12 protein-coding genes are annotated in these 16,796 nt (G+C 71.3%); all 12 read left to right on the top strand.

The window, feature by feature from the left end; all coding sequences use genetic code 11:
• Positions 1 to 262: 262 nt before the first annotated feature.
• Positions 263 to 835, top strand: coding sequence for a 50S ribosomal protein L10 (gene rplJ / locus EDC03_RS09135; RefSeq protein WP_123379918.1), 573 nt, complete (start codon positions 263 to 265; stop codon positions 833 to 835).
• A 129-nt stretch (positions 836 to 964) separates the two neighbouring features.
• Positions 965 to 1,351 (top strand): 50S ribosomal protein L7/L12, encoded by a 387-nt coding sequence (gene rplL, locus EDC03_RS09130; protein WP_123379917.1) that lies wholly within the window; start codon positions 965 to 967, stop codon positions 1,349 to 1,351.
• 561 nt (positions 1,352 to 1,912) lie between these two features.
• Positions 1,913 to 5,395, top strand: a complete 3,483-nt coding sequence (rpoB, locus tag EDC03_RS09125; protein WP_123379916.1) for a DNA-directed RNA polymerase subunit beta — start codon at positions 1,913 to 1,915, stop codon at positions 5,393 to 5,395.
• Between the two features lie 131 nt (positions 5,396 to 5,526).
• Entirely contained in the window at positions 5,527 to 9,432 is a 3,906-nt protein-coding gene (locus EDC03_RS09120) for a DNA-directed RNA polymerase subunit beta' (protein ID WP_123379915.1), read from the top strand.
• Positions 9,433 to 9,829: 397 nt separating this feature from the next.
• A complete protein-coding gene (rpsL, locus tag EDC03_RS09115; RefSeq protein WP_123379914.1) occupies positions 9,830 to 10,204 on the top strand; it encodes a 30S ribosomal protein S12 in 375 nt (124 codons plus the stop codon).
• Entirely contained in the window at positions 10,204 to 10,674 is a 471-nt protein-coding gene (rpsG, locus tag EDC03_RS09110; RefSeq protein WP_123379913.1) for a 30S ribosomal protein S7, read from the top strand. Before rpsL ends, rpsG begins: the two co-directional genes overlap by 1 nt.
• A gap of 112 nt (positions 10,675 to 10,786) precedes the next feature.
• Entirely contained in the window at positions 10,787 to 12,895 is a 2,109-nt protein-coding gene (fusA, locus tag EDC03_RS09105; RefSeq protein ID WP_123379912.1) for an elongation factor G, read from the top strand.
• A gap of 125 nt (positions 12,896 to 13,020) precedes the next feature.
• Positions 13,021 to 14,214: an elongation factor Tu gene (gene tuf / locus EDC03_RS09100; RefSeq protein ID WP_123379911.1), complete on the top strand. Its 1,194-nt coding sequence runs from the start codon at positions 13,021 to 13,023 to the stop codon at positions 14,212 to 14,214.
• A gap of 513 nt (positions 14,215 to 14,727) precedes the next feature.
• On the top strand, positions 14,728 to 15,036 hold the full coding sequence (rpsJ, locus tag EDC03_RS09095) for a 30S ribosomal protein S10 (protein ID WP_123379910.1): 309 nt from the start codon (positions 14,728 to 14,730) through the stop codon (positions 15,034 to 15,036).
• Between the two features lie 14 nt (positions 15,037 to 15,050).
• Entirely contained in the window at positions 15,051 to 15,725 is a 675-nt protein-coding gene (gene rplC, locus EDC03_RS09090) for a 50S ribosomal protein L3 (protein WP_123379909.1), read from the top strand.
• 5 nt (positions 15,726 to 15,730) lie between these two features.
• Positions 15,731 to 16,426 carry a 50S ribosomal protein L4 gene (gene rplD / locus EDC03_RS09085; protein ID WP_123379908.1) on the top strand — a complete coding sequence of 232 codons (696 nt, stop codon included), beginning with the start codon at positions 15,731 to 15,733 and terminating at the stop codon, positions 16,424 to 16,426.
• 62 nt (positions 16,427 to 16,488) lie between these two features.
• Complete coding sequence (gene rplW, locus EDC03_RS09080) at positions 16,489 to 16,794, top strand: 50S ribosomal protein L23 (protein WP_123380093.1); 306 nt, start codon at positions 16,489 to 16,491, stop codon at positions 16,792 to 16,794.
• Positions 16,795 to 16,796: the final 2 nt, after the last annotated feature.

The raw sequence follows: 16,796 nt of genomic DNA, 5'->3' as shown, positions 1-16,796 counted from the left end.
CCGGGGCGATTTGGAGCCCGTACCCCCCGTCGCCTACGCTGCGCCTGACCGAAGACCGCCGGTCGTCGTCCACCCGGACGACGTCAAGGCCCCGCAGCCGCGGGCGCCGGCGCAGGTGCCAGCTCCTCCGCGTGCCCCTCCCGGGTGCGTCCCCGAGCCCCGTGCGCCTCGCGCCGGGGCTCTCGTCGTGCCGGGGACGAGCCACGGGAGCGCGAGCTGCCGCGGCCGGTGAGGACCACCGACCCACCACGGAAGGAGGGCCATGGCGAAGCCCGAGAAGGAGGCGGCGGTCGCCGAGCTGGCGGAGAAGTTCCGCGGCTCGAACGCTGCCGTGCTCACCGAGTACCGAGGCCTCACCGTCGCCCAGCTCAAGCGCCTCCGGGTCGCCCTGGGCGCGGACGTCACGTACTCCGTCTCCAAGAACACCCTCACGAAGATCGCGGCCAACCAGGCCGGCATCGACGCGTTCGACGCCGACCTCACCGGCCCCACGGCCATCGCCTTCATCGACGGCGACCCGGTCACGGCGGCCAAGGGCCTGCGCGACTTCGCCAAGGAGAACCCGCAGCTGGTCATCAAGGCGGGGCTGCTCGACGGCCGCGCCATGACGGCCGCCGAGGTGACGCAGCTCGCCGACCTCGAGTCCCGCGAGGTGCTCCTGGCCAAGACGGCGGGCGCCCTCAAGGCCACGCTGTCCCGCGGCGTGTTCGTCGTCGCCGCGCCGCTGTCGAAGGCCGTCCGCACCGTCGAGGCCCTGCGCGAGAAGCGCGAGGGGTCCGAGGGGACGCCCGCCGCCGAGCCCGCCACGGCGGAGCCGGAGACGGCCGACGCCTGACCCGTGACGGGCGCCCCGCGCCCGCCACGCCGGCGTCCGCCGGCACCTGACCTCCAGCACGACCGACGGACCCCCCGGGGTCCAGGGCCCGGCGCACGGCCGGCCCACCGACACGAGAGGACCGCCCCCATGGCGAAGCTCAGCACCGACGAGCTGCTCGACGCGTTCAAGGAGCTCACCCTCATCGAGCTCTCCGAGTTCGTGAAGAAGTTCGAGGAGACCTTCGACGTCACCGCGGCCGCCCCCGTGGCCGTCGCCGGTGGCGCCGCCGGCGGCGCCGCCGCGGCCGAGCCCGAGGAGGAGCAGACGGAGTTCGACGTCGTCCTCGAGGCGGCCGGCGACAAGAAGATCCAGGTCATCAAGGAGGTGCGCGCCCTCACGAGCCTCGGCCTCAAGGAGGCCAAGGACCTCGTCGACGGCGCGCCGAAGAACGTCCTCGAGGGCGTGGCCAAGGACGCGGCCGACGCCGCAAAGGCCCAGCTCGAGGGCGCCGGCGCCAAGGTCACCGTCAAGTGACACCCCGCCCGCCGCGGTGACGCGGCGGGCACCCGGGCCGTCGCGCCCGCCCCTGCCGGGGCGGGCGGCGCCCGGTGCAGCACCACCGCCGAGGGGCGGGGGACGCGGACGACGCGACCCCCGCCCCTCGGCGCGTCCGCGGCAGCCGTGGGCCGTCGGGGCGCCGCGGGGGAGCAGGACCCCTCCACCACTTGACGGCACGGACAGGTCGGGACAGAGTTCCCCCGCGCGCAGCACGCGACCGCCCCCCGGGCGGACGCCGCCCCGGCCGACGACGACGTCCGCCGTGAGGCAGTTGGACTTGCGCGCCCGCCAGGTCTACGCTGGCGACTTCGCCATGTCCTGTGCCGACCCCTCAGATGCCCGCGCCCCGTGGCGCGCCGGTGGGGGGCGTCCGGCGGTGCCCCCGGGACGGCGCCACCCCGTCAGCACGAGCACCACGCACCACGCCCTGCCGTAGCACCGCACCCCGCCCCCTCCCGCAGCCCCGCCGGGCCGGCACCACCCCGGCGACCGCGCAGGAGGGGCAGACCCGCCCGAAGGCACGTGGAAGGACCACTCTTGGCCGTCTCGCCCACAGCGTCTGGCACCGCCCCCCGCTCCACCGCCCGTCGTGTCTCCTTCGCCAAGATCGACGAGCCGCTCGACGTCCCCGACCTCCTCGCCCTCCAGACCGAGAACTTCGACTGGCTGCTGGGCAACGAGCGCTGGCAGTCCCGCGTCGCCGACGCGCTGGAGGCCGGCCGCGAGGACGTGCCCACCAGCTCGGGCCTCGAGGAGATCTTCGAGGAGATCTCGCCGATCGAGGACTTCTCCGGCTCCATGTCGCTGTCGTTCCGCGACCACCGCTTCGAGCCGCCGAAGTACACGCTCGAGGACTGCAAGGAGCGCGACATGACGTACGCCGCGCCCCTGTTCGTCACCGCCGAGTTCATGAACGCCACCACCGGCGAGATCAAGAGCCAGACGGTCTTCATGGGCGACTTCCCGCTCATGACCGACCGCGGCACCTTCGTCATCAACGGCACCGAGCGCGTCGTCGTCTCGCAGCTCGTCCGCTCGCCGGGCGTCTACTTCGAGCGCTCCGTCGACAAGCTGTCGGACAAGGACGTCTACACCGCGAAGGTCATCCCCTCGCGCGGTGCGTGGCTCGAGTTCGAGGTCGACAAGCGCGACACCGTCGGCGTCCGCGTCGACCGCAAGCGCAAGCAGTCCGTCACGGTGCTGCTCAAGGCGCTCGGCTGGAGCGAGGCGAAGATCCTCGAGGAGTTCGGCGAGTTCGAGTCGATCCGCACGACCCTCGAGAAGGACGCCGCGCAGACCACGGACGAGGCGCTCCTCGACATCTACCGCAAGCTGCGCCCGGGCGAGCCGCCCACCCGCGAGGCCGCGCAGACGCTGCTCGAGAACCTGTACTTCAACCCCAAGCGCTACGACCTCGCGAAGGTCGGCCGCTACAAGCTCAACAAGAAGCTCGGCATGTCCGAGCCGCTCTCGTCGAGCGTCCTGTCCGTCGACGACGTCGCCGCCACGGTCCGCCTGCTCGTCACGCTGCACGCCGGGGGCACGACCATGCCCGGCGTCGGCGAGGACGGCGAGGCCACCGAGGTGCGCGTCGAGGTCGACGACATCGACCACTTCGGCAACCGCCGCCTGCGCAGCGTCGGCGAGCTCATCCAGAACCAGGTCCGCACGGGCCTGTCGCGGATGGAGCGCGTCGTGCGCGAGCGCATGACGACGCAGGACGTCGAGGCGATCACGCCGCAGACGCTCATCAACATCCGTCCCGTCGTGGCCTCCATCAAGGAGTTCTTCGGGACGAGCCAGCTGAGCCAGTTCATGGACCAGACGAACCCGCTGGCCGGCCTCACCCACAAGCGCCGCCTGTCGGCGCTCGGCCCGGGCGGTCTCTCCCGCGACCGCGCCGGCATGGACGTCCGCGACGTCCACCCGTCGCACTACGGCCGCATGTGCCCGATCGAGACGCCGGAGGGCCCGAACATCGGCCTCATCGGCTCCCTGTCGAGCTACGGCCGCATCAACGCCTTCGGCTTCGTCGAGACGCCGTACCGCCGCGTCAAGGACGGCCTCGTCTCGGACGAGGTCGACTACCTCACGGCGGACGACGAGGACGTGGCGATCATCGCCCAGGCCAACGCGCCGCTGACCGAGGACAAGCACTTCGCCGAGGCGCGCGTGCTCGTCCGCAGCCGCGGCGGCGAGGCCGAGTTCGTGCCCGCCGACGAGGTCGACTACATGGACGTCTCGCCGCGCCAGATGGTGTCGGTCGCGACGGCGATGATCCCGTTCCTCGAGCACGACGACGTCAACCGCGCCCTCATGGGCTCGAACATGCAGCGCCAGGCGGTGCCGCTCGTCAAGGCCGAGGCCCCCCTCGTGGGCACCGGCATGGAGCGGCACGCGGCCGTGGACGCCGGCGACGTCGTCGTCGCGGCCAAGGCCGGCGGCGTCGCCTCCGTGGCGGCCGACGTCGTCGTCGTCAGCAACGACGACGGCACGCAGTCGACCTACCGGCTCGCGAAGTTCACGCGCTCCAACCAGGGCACGTCGTACAACCAGCGCGCCGTCGTCGACGCGGGCCAGCGGGTCGAGGTCGGCGACGTCCTCGCCGACGGCCCGTCGACCGAAAATGGCGAGCTCGCCCTCGGCAAGAACCTCCTCGTGGCCTTCATGTCCTGGGAGGGCCACAACTTCGAGGACGCGATCATCCTGTCGCAGCGGATCGTGCAGGACGACGTCCTGTCCTCGATCCACATCGAGGAGCACGAGGTCGACGCCCGCGACACCAAGCTGGGCGCCGAGGAGATCACCCGCGACATCCCCAACGTGTCGGAGGAGGTCCTCGCGGACCTCGACGACCGCGGGATCATCCGCATCGGCGCCGAGGTCGTCCCCGGCGACGTGCTGGTCGGCAAGGTCACGCCCAAGGGCGAGACCGAGCTCACGCCGGAGGAGCGCCTCCTGCGCGCCATCTTCGGCGAGAAGGCGCGGGAGGTCCGCGACACCTCGCTGAAGGTGCCCCACGGCGAGACCGGCACCGTCATCGGCGTCAAGGTGTTCGACCGGGACGAGGGCGACGAGCTGCCCCCGGGCGTCAACCAGCTCGTGCGGGTCTACACGGCGCAGCGCCGCAAGATCACGGACGGCGACAAGCTCGCCGGCCGGCACGGCAACAAGGGCGTCATCTCGAAGATCCTGCCCGTCGAGGACATGCCGTTCCTCGAGGACGGCACGCCGGTCGACATCGTGCTGAACCCGCTGGGCGTGCCCGGCCGCATGAACGTCGGCCAGGTGCTCGAGCTGCACCTCGGCTGGGTCGCCTCGCGCGGCTGGCAGGTCGAGGGGGCGCCCGACTGGGCGGCCTCGCTGCCCGAGGCCGCGCGCGCCGCGGAGCCCCGCACCAACGTCGCGTCGCCGGTCTTCGACGGCGCGTCCGAGGACGAGATCACGGGGCTGCTGTCGTCCACGACGCCGAACCGCGACGGGGTCCGCCTCGTCGACGGCACGGGCAAGGCCCGGCTCTTCGACGGCCGCTCCGGCGAGCCGTTCCCCGAGCCGGTGTCGGTGGGCTACCAGTACATCCTCAAGCTGCACCACCTCGTCGACGACAAGATCCACGCCCGCTCGACCGGCCCGTACTCGATGATCACGCAGCAGCCCCTGGGCGGTAAGGCCCAGTTCGGCGGCCAGCGGTTCGGCGAGATGGAGGTCTGGGCGCTCGAGGCCTACGGCGCGGCCTACGCGCTGCAGGAGCTCCTCACGATCAAGTCGGACGACGTGCTGGGCCGCGTCAAGGTCTACGAGGCCATCGTCAAGGGCGAGAACATCCCCGAGCCGGGCATCCCCGAGTCCTTCAAGGTGCTCATCAAGGAGATGCAGTCGCTCTGCCTGAACGTCGAGGTCCTCTCGGCCGACGGCACGCTCATCGAGATGCGCGACTCCGACGACGACGTCTTCCGGGCGGCCGAGGAGCTCGGCATCGACCTGTCGCGGCGCGAGCCGAGCAGCGTCGAGGAGGTCTGAGCCCGGCGCCCGCCACCGCCCCCGCGGCGGTGGCGGGCGCCCACCCGCGCCGCGCAGCCCGCGGCCGCCCCGGCGGCGGCCGGGCCGCGGCGCCCCGGTCCACCACGCTCCACGCGAGAGAAGGAACCCCCTTGCTCGACGGCAACCTCTTCGACGACATCCGAATCGGCCTGGCCACGGCGGACAGCATCCGCGAGTGGAGCCACGGCGAGGTCAAGAAGCCCGAGACCATCAACTACCGCACGCTCAAGCCGGAGAAGGACGGGCTCTTCTGCGAGAAGATCTTCGGTCCCACCCGGGACTGGGAGTGCTACTGCGGCAAGTACAAGCGCGTCCGCTTCAAGGGCATCATCTGCGAGCGCTGCGGCGTCGAGGTCACCCGCGCCAAGGTGCGTCGTGAGCGCATGGGCCACATCGAGCTCGCCGCCCCCGTCACGCACATCTGGTACTTCAAGGGCGTCCCGAGCCGCCTCGGCTACCTGCTCGACCTCGCCCCGAAGGACCTCGAGAAGGTCATCTACTTCGCGGCGTACATGATCACGTCGGTCGACGAGGAGTCGCGCCACCGCGACCTCCCGTCGCTGCAGGCGGGCATGGAGGTCGAGAAGAAGCAGGTCTCCGACCGTCGCGACAACGACGTCGAGGCCCGTGCGCGGCGCCTCGAGGAGGACCTCGCCCAGCTCGAGGCCGAGGGCGCCAAGTCCGACGCCCGCCGCAAGGTGCGCGAGAGCGCCGAGCGCGAGATGAACCAGATCCGCCGTCGCGCGGACGCCGAGGTCGAGCGCCTCTCGCTCGTCTGGGACCGCTTCGCCGGCCTCAAGGTCTCCGACCTCGAGGGCGACGAGGTGCTCTACCGCGAGCTGCGCGACCGCTACGGCCTGTACTTCGAGGGCAGCATGGGCGCGAACGCGATCCAGAAGCGCCTCGAGTCCTTCGACCTCGAGGCCGAGGCGGAGCTCCTCCGGGAGATCATCGCCACGGGCAAGGGGCAGAAGAAGACGCGCGCGCTCAAGCGCCTCAAGGTCGTCTCCAACTTCCTCACGACGAGCAACTCGCCCATGGGCATGGTGCTCGACTGCGTCCCGGTCATCCCGCCGGACCTGCGCCCGATGGTGCAGCTCGACGGCGGCCGCTTCGCGACGAGCGACCTCAACGACCTGTACCGGCGCGTCATCAACCGCAACAACCGCCTCAAGCGGCTGCTCGACCTCGGCGCGCCCGAGATCATCGTCAACAACGAGAAGCGGATGCTCCAGGAGGCCGTCGACTCGCTGTTCGACAACGGCCGCCGCGGGCGCCCGGTCACCGGCCCGGGCAACCGGCCGCTCAAGTCCCTCTCGGACCTCCTCAAGGGCAAGCAGGGGCGCTTCCGCCAGAACCTCCTCGGCAAGCGCGTCGACTACTCGGGCCGCTCGGTCATCGTCGTCGGCCCGCAGCTCAAGCTGCACCAGTGCGGCCTGCCGAAGCAGATGGCGCTCGAGCTCTTCAAGCCCTTCGTCATGAAGCGGCTCGTCGACCTCAACCACGCGCAGAACATCAAGTCGGCCAAGCGCATGGTCGAGCGCGCCGGCGGCTCCGGCGCCCGCTACGGGCACGTCTGGGACGTGCTCGAGGAGGTCATCACCGAGCACCCGGTCCTCCTCAACCGGGCGCCCACGCTGCACCGCCTCGGCATCCAGGCCTTCGAGCCGCAGCTGGTCGAGGGCAAGGCCGTCCAGATCCACCCGCTCGTCTGCACGGCGTTCAACGCCGACTTCGACGGCGACCAGATGGCCGTGCACCTGCCGCTGTCCACCGAGGCGCAGGCCGAGGCCCGCATCCTCATGCTGAGCAGCAACAACATCCTCAAGCCGGCCGACGGCCGGCCGGTCACCATGCCCAGCCAGGACATGATCATCGGCCTGTACCACCTCACGGCCGACCGCGAGGGCGGCCGGGGCGAGGGCCGCACGTTCTCCTCCGTCGCCGAGGCGCTCATGGCCTACGACGGCGGCGCGCTGGAGGTCGGCTCGCCGATCACCCTGCGCCTGGAGGGCCTGCACCCCGCCGAGGGCGAGGACGTGCCCGAGGGCTTCGAGCCGGGCGGCACGGCGCGCCTGCGCACGACCCTCGGCCGTGCCCTCTTCAACGAGGCGCTGCCGGTCGACTACCCCTTCGTCAACGAGGTGGTGGACAAGAAGCGGCTCTCGACGATCGTCAACGACCTCGCCGAGCGCTACCCCAAGGTCCAGGTCGCCGCGTCGCTCGACGCGCTCAAGGAGACGGGCTTCCACTGGGCCACGCGCTCGGGGACGACCATCGCCATCTCCGACGTGCTCCGGCCGCCGAACAAGCAGGAGATCCTCGAGCGGTACGAGGCGAAGGCCGAGACGGTCCAGCGCCAGTACGAGGAGGGCCTGATCACCGACGACGAGCGCCGTCAGGAGCTCATCGAGATCTGGACCGAGGCCACCGCCGTCGTGGCCAAGGACATGCAGGACAACCTCGACGCCGTCGCCACGCGCAACTCGGTGTACCGGATGGTCGTCTCCGGGGCGCGCGGAAACTGGATGCAGGTCCGCCAGATCGCCGGCATGCGCGGCCTCGTGGCGAACCCAAAGGGCGAGATCATCCCGCGCCCGGTGAAGTCCAACTTCCGCGAGGGCTTCTCGGTGCTCGAGTACTTCATCTCCAGCCACGGCGCCCGCAAGGGCCTCGCGGACACCGCCCTGCGCACGGCCGACTCGGGGTACCTCACCCGCCGTCTGGTCGACGTGTCCCAGGACGTCATCGTCCGCGAGGACGACTGCGGCACCCGTCGCGGCCTCGTCCTGCCGATCGCCGACGACGCGGCGGACGGCTCCGGCCTCCGTCGTGGCGAGCACGTCGAGACGAGCGTCTACTCGCGGACGCTGGCCGCGGACGTCAAGGGCGAGGACGGCGCGGTGCTCGCGCCGGCCGGCAGCGACGTGGGCGACGTCCTCATCGACGCCCTCGTCACCCAGGGCGTCCGGGAGATCAAGGTCCGCTCGGTCCTCACCTGCGAGTCCAAGGTCGGGACGTGCGCCCGGTGCTACGGCCGCTCGCTCGCCACCGGCAAGCTCGTCGACATCGGCGAGGCCGTCGGCATCGTCGCGGCCCAGTCGATCGGCGAGCCCGGCACGCAGCTGACGATGCGGACCTTCCACACCGGTGGTGTGGCCGGTGACGACATCACCCACGGCCTCCCGCGCGTCCAGGAGCTCTTCGAGGCCCGCACGCCCAAGGGTGTCGCCCCGATCTCCGAGGTCGCGGGCCGCGTGAGCCTCGAGGAGGACGAGAAGGCCCGTCGTCTCGTCGTCACGCCGGACGACGGCGGCGAGGAGATCGCGTACCCGCTGACCAAGCGCTCGCGCCTGCTCGTCGCCGACGGCCAGCACGTCGAGGTCGGCGACCAGCTCCTCCAGGGCGCGGTCGACCCCAAGCAGGTCCTGCGGATCCTCGGCCCGCGGCGGGTGCAGCAGCACCTCGTCGACGAGGTCCAGGAGGTCTACCGCAGCCAGGGCGTCGGCATCCACGACAAGCACATCGAGGTCATCGTCCGGCAGATGCTCCGCCGGGTGACGATCATCGACGCGGGCGACGCGAAGCTCCTGCCCGGCGAGCTCGCCGAGCGGGCACGCTTCGAGGAGGAGAACCGGCGCGTCGTGGCCGAGGGCGGGGCGCCGGCCGCCGGCCGCCCCGAGCTCATGGGCATCACGAAGGCGTCGCTCGCGACGGACTCGTGGCTCTCCGCCGCCTCCTTCCAGGAGACGACGAAGGTGCTCACCGAGGCGGCGCTCGCGGGTCGCAGCGACCCGCTGCTCGGCCTCAAGGAGAACGTCATCCTCGGAAAGCTCATCCCGGCCGGCACGGGGCTGCCCCGCTACCGCGACGTGGTCGTCGAGCCGACCGAGGAGGCCAAGGCGGCGATGTACTCGATGCCCGGCTACGAGGACGTCGACTACGACCACTTCGGCCTCGGCTCCGGCCAGGCCGTCCCGCTCGAGGAGTACGACCTCGGCGGCGACTTCCGCTGACGCGGGCGGTGCCGCACCGCGGCACCACCGCCGACGCAGGCCCCGCCGGGGCCGCCCCCACGGGCGGCCCCGGCGGGGGACCGCCCGCCCGCGCGCAGGTCTTTTGACGCTGCTGGGGCGGGCGCCTATCCTCGTCCGGACGACCCGGCGAGCCGGGTGCTCCGTCGTGCCCCCCCAGGGGGCGCCCCCCCGTCACCGGGGGAGGGCCACCGGCCCGACGGACGACACGACGGACACGCCCGGGCGCGGGGGTCGAGACCCTCGCCGCCGGACGGCGCGGCGGGCGGGAGCCCGCGGGCACCGGCCGGCAGGGCCGCACGACGCACGAGCACGACGACAAGGCTCCGCCTGCCGAGAGGCGGCGGACCCCGCGAAGACTGAAGACGGAGACGCACCGGTGCCCACGATCCAGCAGCTGGTCCGCAAGGGCCGGCAGGACAAGGTCGGGAAGCAGAAGACCCCGGCCCTCAAGGGGAGCCCCCAGCGGCGAGGCGTGTGCACCCGCGTGTACACCACGACGCCGAAGAAGCCGAACTCGGCGCTGCGCAAGGTCGCGCGCGTGCGGCTCTCCAGCGGCATCGAGGTCACGGCCTACATCCCCGGCGTCGGCCACAACCTGCAGGAGCACTCCATCGTGCTCGTGCGCGGCGGCCGCGTGAAGGACCTCCCGGGCGTGCGCTACAAGATCGTGCGCGGCTCGCTCGACACCCAGGGTGTGAAGAACCGCAAGCAGGCGCGCAGCCGCTACGGAGCGAAGAAGGAGAAGCGCTGATGCCTCGCAAGGGCCCGGCCCCGAAGCGGCCGCTCGTGATCGACCCCGTCTACGGCTCCCCGCTGGTCACCCAGCTGGTGAACAAGGTGCTCGTCGACGGCAAGAAGTCCACCGCCGAGCGCATCGTCTACGGCGCGCTCGAGGGCGCCCGCACGAAGACCGGCAACGACCCGGTCATCGCGCTCAAGCGCGCGCTCGACAACGTCAAGCCGGCCCTCGAGGTCCGCAGCCGCCGCGTCGGCGGCGCGACCTACCAGGTGCCCGTCGAGGTCCGCGCGGGCCGCTCGACGACGCTGGCCCTGCGCTGGCTCGTCGGGTACTCCAAGGCGCGTCGCGAGAAGACGATGACCGAGCGCCTCATGAACGAGATCCTCGACGCGAGCAACGGCCTCGGTGCCGCGGTGAAGCGTCGCGAGGACACCCACAAGATGGCCGAGTCGAACAAGGCCTTCGCGCACTACCGCTGGTGACCCCCGGTGCGCGGCGGGGGAGACCCTCCCGCCGCGCGCCCGCCCCGGCGCCGCGACCCCTCACCTGAGGGTCGCCGACGACAGCTCCACGACCAGGAAGAGGCAGCGCCCAGTGGCACAGGACGTCCTGACTGACCTTCACAAGGTCCGCAACATCGGGATCATGGCCCACATCGACGCCGGCAAGACGACCACCACCGAGCGGATCCTGTTCTACACGGGGATCAACTACAAGATCGGTGAGGTCCACGACGGCGCCGCCACGATGGACTGGATGGAGCAGGAGCAGGAGCGGGGCATCACCATCACCTCCGCCGCCACCACCTGCTTCTGGGAGGGCACCCAGATCAACATCATCGACACGCCGGGGCACGTCGACTTCACCGTCGAGGTGGAGCGGTCCCTGCGCGTGCTCGACGGCGCCGTCGCCGTGTTCGACGGCAAGGAGGGCGTCGAGCCCCAGTCCGAGACGGTGTGGCGCCAGGCCGACAAGTACGACGTGCCGCGCATCTGCTTCGTCAACAAGATGGACAAGCTCGGCGCGGACTTCTTCTTCACGGTCCGGACCATCACCGAGCGACTCGGCGCCAAGCCGCTGGTCCTGCAGATCCCGATCGGCGCGGAGAACGACTTCGTCGGCGTCGTCGACCTCGTCCACATGCGCGCCCTCACGTGGCGCGGCGAGACGGGCAAGGGCGAGGCGTACGAGGTCGAGGAGATCCCGGCCGACCTGGTCGACACCGCCGCGGAGTACCGCGACAAGCTGCTCGAGGCCGTCGCCGACACCGACGAGGCGCTGCTCGAGAAGTACCTCGGCGGCGAGGAGATCTCCGCCGAGGAGATCAAGACGGCCGTCCGCAAGGTCACCGTCGCGAGCGAGCAGTACCCGGTGCTGTGCGGCTCGGCGTTCAAGAACAAGGGCGTCCAGCCCATGCTCGACGCCGTGCTCGACTACCTGCCCACGCCGCTCGACGTCGAGTCCGTCACCGGTCACGACGTCCGGGACGAGGAGAAGGAGATCGTCCGGCACGCCGACGTCGAGGAGCCCTTCTCGGCTCTCGCGTTCAAGGTCGCCTCGCACCCCTTCTTCGGGAAGCTCACCTACGTCCGGGTCTACTCCGGGCGCGTGGCGGCCGGCTCCGGCGTCGTCAACTCGACCAAGGGCAAGAAGGAGCGCATCGGGAAGCTCTTCCAGATGCACTCCAACAAGGAGAACCCGGTGGACGAGGCCCGTGCGGGCCACATCTACGCGATGATCGGCCTCAAGGACACGACCACCGGGGACACGCTCTGCGACCCGGCGGACCAGGTCGTCCTCGAGTCCATGACCTTCCCCGAGCCCGTCATCTCGGTCGCCATCGAGCCGAAGACGAAGGGCGACCAGGAGAAGCTCGGCACGGCCATCCAGAAGCTCGCCGAGGAGGACCCGACCTTCCAGGTCCAGCTCGACGAGGAGACCGGCCAGACGATCATCAAGGGGATGGGCGAGCTCCACCTCGACATCCTCGTCGACCGCATGCGTCGCGAGTTCCGCGTCGAGGCGAACGTGGGCAAGCCCCAGGTCGCCTACCGCGAGACGATCCGCAAGGCCGTCGAGAAGATCGACTACACGCACAAGAAGCAGACGGGCGGCTCCGGCCAGTTCGCCAAGGTGCAGGTGGCCATCGAGCCGATCGACACCTCGGACTCCGAGGCCCCGATGTACGAGTTCGCCAACAAGGTGACCGGTGGCCGCGTGCCCCGCGAGTACATCCCCAGCGTCGACGCGGGCATCCAGGACGCGATGGCGCTCGGCGTCGTCGCCGGGTACCCGATGGTCGGCATCAAGGCGACGCTGCTGGACGGCGCCTACCACGACGTCGACTCGTCGGAGATGGCGTTCAAGATCGCCGGCTCGCAGGTGCTCAAGGAGGCCGTCCGCCGTGCGGACCCGGTCCTCCTCGAGCCGGTCATGGCCGTCGAGGTGCGCACGCCCGAGGAGTACATGGGCGACGTCATCGGCGACCTCAACTCCCGCCGCGGCCTGATCCAGGCCATGGAGGACGCCAGCGGCGCCAAGGTCGTGCGGGCCCAGGTCCCGCTGTCGGAGATGTTCGGGTACGTCGGGGACCTGCGGAGCAAGACGCAGGGCCGTGCGGTGTACTCGATGTCGTTCGACAGCTACGCCGAGGTCCCGCGCGCCGTGGCCGAGGAGATCGTCAAGAAGGTCCGCGGGGAGTGACCCTCCCCGCAGCACCCTGAGTCCTGACGGACTCCCGCCGGCGCCCCGCCCGGGGCGCCGGCAGCCCGGCGGCCGGGCACCTCACCAGCCCCACCGAAGACCACCAGACATCCCAGGAGGACCCAGTGGCGAAGGCCAAGTTCGAGCGGACCAAGCCCCACGTCAACATCGGCACGATCGGTCACATCGACCACGGCAAGACGACGCTGACGGCGGCCATCACCAAGGTCCTGCACGACGCCTACCCGGACCTGAACCCCTTCACGCCGTTCGACCAGATCGACAAGGCGCCGGAGGAGAAGCAGCGCGGGATCACGATCTCGATCGCGCACGTCGAGTACCAGACGGCCGCGCGCCACTACGCGCACGTCGACTGCCCCGGCCACGCCGACTACATCAAGAACATGATCACGGGCGCGGCGCAGATGGACGGCGCCATCCTCGTCGTCGCCGCGACCGACGGCCCCATGCCGCAGACGCGCGAGCACGTCCTCCTGGCCCGCCAGGTCAACGTGCCCTACATCGTCGTGGCGCTGAACAAGGCCGACATGGTCGAGGACGAGGAGATCCTCGAGCTCGTCGAGATGGAGGTGCGCGAGCTCCTCTCCGCGTACGAGTTCCCGGGCGACGACGTCCCCGTGGTCCGCGTCTCGGCGCTCAAGGCCCTCGAGGGCGACAAGGAGTGGGGCGGCAAGCTCCTCGAGCTCATGGAGGCCGTCGACACGACGATCCCCGAGCCCGAGCGCGACATCGACCAGCCCTTCCTCATGCCGGTCGAGGACGTCTTCACGATCACGGGCCGCGGCACCGTCGTCACGGGTCGCGTCGAGCGCGGCGTCCTCAACGTGAACGACGACGTCGAGATCGTCGGCATCAAGGAGACGAAGACCAAGTCGACCGTCACGGGCGTCGAGATGTTCCGCAAGCTCCTCGACGAGGCGCGCGCGGGCGAGAACGTCGGCCTGCTCCTGCGCGGCATCAAGCGCGAGGACGTCGAGCGCGGGCAGGTCGTCTGCAAGCCGAACTCGATCGTGCCGCACAAGAACTTCGAGGCCTCGGTCTACATCCTGTCCAAGGACGAGGGCGGGCGTCACAACCCGTTCTACTCGAACTACCGCCCGCAGTTCTACTTCCGCACCACGGACGTCACCGGCGTCATCGAGCTGCCCGAGGGCACCGAGATGGTCATGCCGGGCGACAACACCGACATGAAGGTGCAGCTCATCCAGCCGATCGCCATGGAGCAGGGCCTGCGCTTCACGATCCGCGAGGGCGGCCGCACCGTCGGCGCCGGCCAGGTCACGGCCATCACGGCCTGACCTCCCGCACCACCCGCCGGGGCGGGACCCCAGGGTCCCGCCCCGGCACCACCGCAGGGGCCCGTGCGCTCGTCGCACGGGCCCCTGCGGCGTCCCGGCCGGGAGCGCCGCCGTGCGCGGGGCCACCCGGGGGAGGGGCCGGCCGGGCAGGCGATTGGCCAACCGGCGGGGGCCTCTGGCAGACTGCTCGGGTTGCTCGGGGCTGACGCGTGCCCGCACGCCGGTGCACCACCCCCGAGCGCCGGACCTGCACCACCGCACGGACAGCTCCACAGCGTCGTCACGACCCGCCGGCACGTCAGCGGGGCGCCTGGCACCACAGCAGCACGACGACACGTCGGCCACCGCAGGCCGCACCCCCCCGGGGTGCGGCGGAGGTGGCCGCCCAGCACGCGGACAGCGCGACACGCCCGACCTCGGGGGTCGGGCGGCGCGACGCGGGCAGACAGGGCCGGCCCCCGGTGGCCGGCCCGAGGACCTCAGCGGTACGACGGAGAGAGAGATCGCGACGCCATGGCGGGACAGAAGATCCGCATCCGGCTCAAGTCCTACGACCACGAGGTCATCGACAGCTCGGCGCGCAAGATCGTCGACACGGTGACCCGCGCTGGTGCGACGGTCGTGGGCCCGGTGCCGCTGCCGACGGAGAAGAACACGTTCTGCGTGATCCGCTCGCCGCACAAGTACAAGGACAGCCGCGAGCACTTCGAGATGCGCACCCACAAGCGTCTCATCGACATCATCGACCCCACGCCGAAGGCCGTCGACTCGCTCATGCGTCTCGACCTGCCCGCTGACGTGAACATCGAGATCAAGCTCTGAGGACTGCAGACGCCATGACCACCACCTCCTCCGACCAGCGCGTCGTCGCCGGCCTGCTGGGGTCCAAGCTGGGGATGACCCAGGTCTGGGACGCCGACGGCCGCCTCGTGCCCGTCACCGTCGTGCAGGCCGCGCCCAACGTCGTCACCCAGGTGCGCACGCCCGAGACGGACGGCTACTCGGCCGTCCAGCTCGCCGCGGGCGCCGTGGACCCCCGTCGCGTGACCAAGCCGCTCACGGGCCACTTCGCCAAGGCCGGCGTCACGCCGCGCCGCCACGTCGTCGAGATCCGCACCGCCGACGCCGCCGGCTTCGCCGCCGGCCAGGAGGTCGCCGCGGACATCTTCACGGCCGGCCAGGTCGTCGACGTCGTCGGCCGCACCAAGGGCAAGGGCACCGCCGGCGTCATGAAGCGTCACGGCTTCCACGGCGTCGGCGCCTCGCACGGTGCGCACCGCAACCACCGCAAGCCCGGCTCCATCGGCGGCTGCGCCACCCCGGGCCGTGTGTTCAAGGGCATGAAGATGGCGGGGCGCATGGGCGCCGTCCGCCAGACCACCCAGAACCTCACGGTCCATGCGGTCGACGCCGAGAAGGGCCTCATCCTCATCAAGGGTGCCGTCCCCGGGCCCACGGGCGGCGTCGTGCTCGTCCGCACGCCCGCCAAGGCCGTCTCGAAGGAGGCCTGAGCCAGATGTCCACCACCACCACGGGCACCACCACCCGCCGCGTCGACGTCGTCGACGCGACCGGTGCGGTCACGGGTGCCGCCGAGCTGCCGGGCGACGTCTTCGACGTCACCGCCAACGTGCCGCTCATCCACCAGGTCGTCGTGGCGCAGCTCGCCGCGGCCCGCCAGGGCACGCACGCCACCAAGACGCGCGGCGACGTGCGCGGCGGCGGCAAGAAGCCCTTCCGCCAGAAGGGCACCGGCCGCGCCCGCCAGGGCTCGACCCGTGCGCCGCAGTTCGCCGGCGGTGGCGTCGTCCACGGCCCGCAGCCGCGCGACTACAGCCAGCGCACGCCCAAGAAGATGAAGGCCGCCGCCCTGCGCGGTGCCCTCTCCGACCGGGCCCGCGCCGGCCGTGTGCACGTCGTCGGCTCCTTCGGGACCGAGGTCCCCTCGACCAAGGGCGCCCTCGCGGCCCTCGCGGCCCTGCCCGGCGTCGCCGGCAGCGGGCGCGACGGCTTCCTCGTCGTCCTCGAGCGCGGCGACGACACCAGCTGGCTGAGCCTGCGCAACGTGCCCGGCGTGCACCTGCTGCGCGTCGACCAGCTGAACACCTACGACGTGCTCTGCAGCGACGACGTCGTCTTCACCGAGGCGGCCCTGCAGACCTTCCTCGGCGGCCACGGCGCCGCCACGGCGGAGAGCGAGGCGGACCGGTGAGCGAGACCGTCCAGACGACCGACGAGGCGACCCCCGTCGCGGCCCCCGCGGCCACGGGCACGCTGTCGTCCCGCTTCGGCAAGGACCCGCGCGACGTGCTGCTCGCGCCGGTGGTGTCGGAGAAGAGCTACGCGCTGCTCGACGAGGGCAAGTACACGTTCCTCGTCGACCCCCGCGCGAACAAGACCGAGATCCGCATCGCGGTCGAGCGCGTGTTCGGCGTCAAGGTGATCGGGGTGAACACCGCGAACCGGCAGGGCAAGGCCCGGCGGACGCGCACCGGCACCGGTCGGCGCAAGGACACCAAGCGTGCGGTGGTGACGCTCCGCGAGGGCGACACCATCGACATCTTCGGCACGACCGCCTGATC

The sequence above is a fragment of the Pseudokineococcus lusitanus genome (assembly GCF_003751265.1).
GTDB lineage: Bacteria > Actinomycetota > Actinomycetes > Actinomycetales > Quadrisphaeraceae > Pseudokineococcus > Pseudokineococcus lusitanus.
Note: the sequence above shows the minus strand (reverse complement) of the source record. Positions and strands in the feature narration are given on the sequence as shown.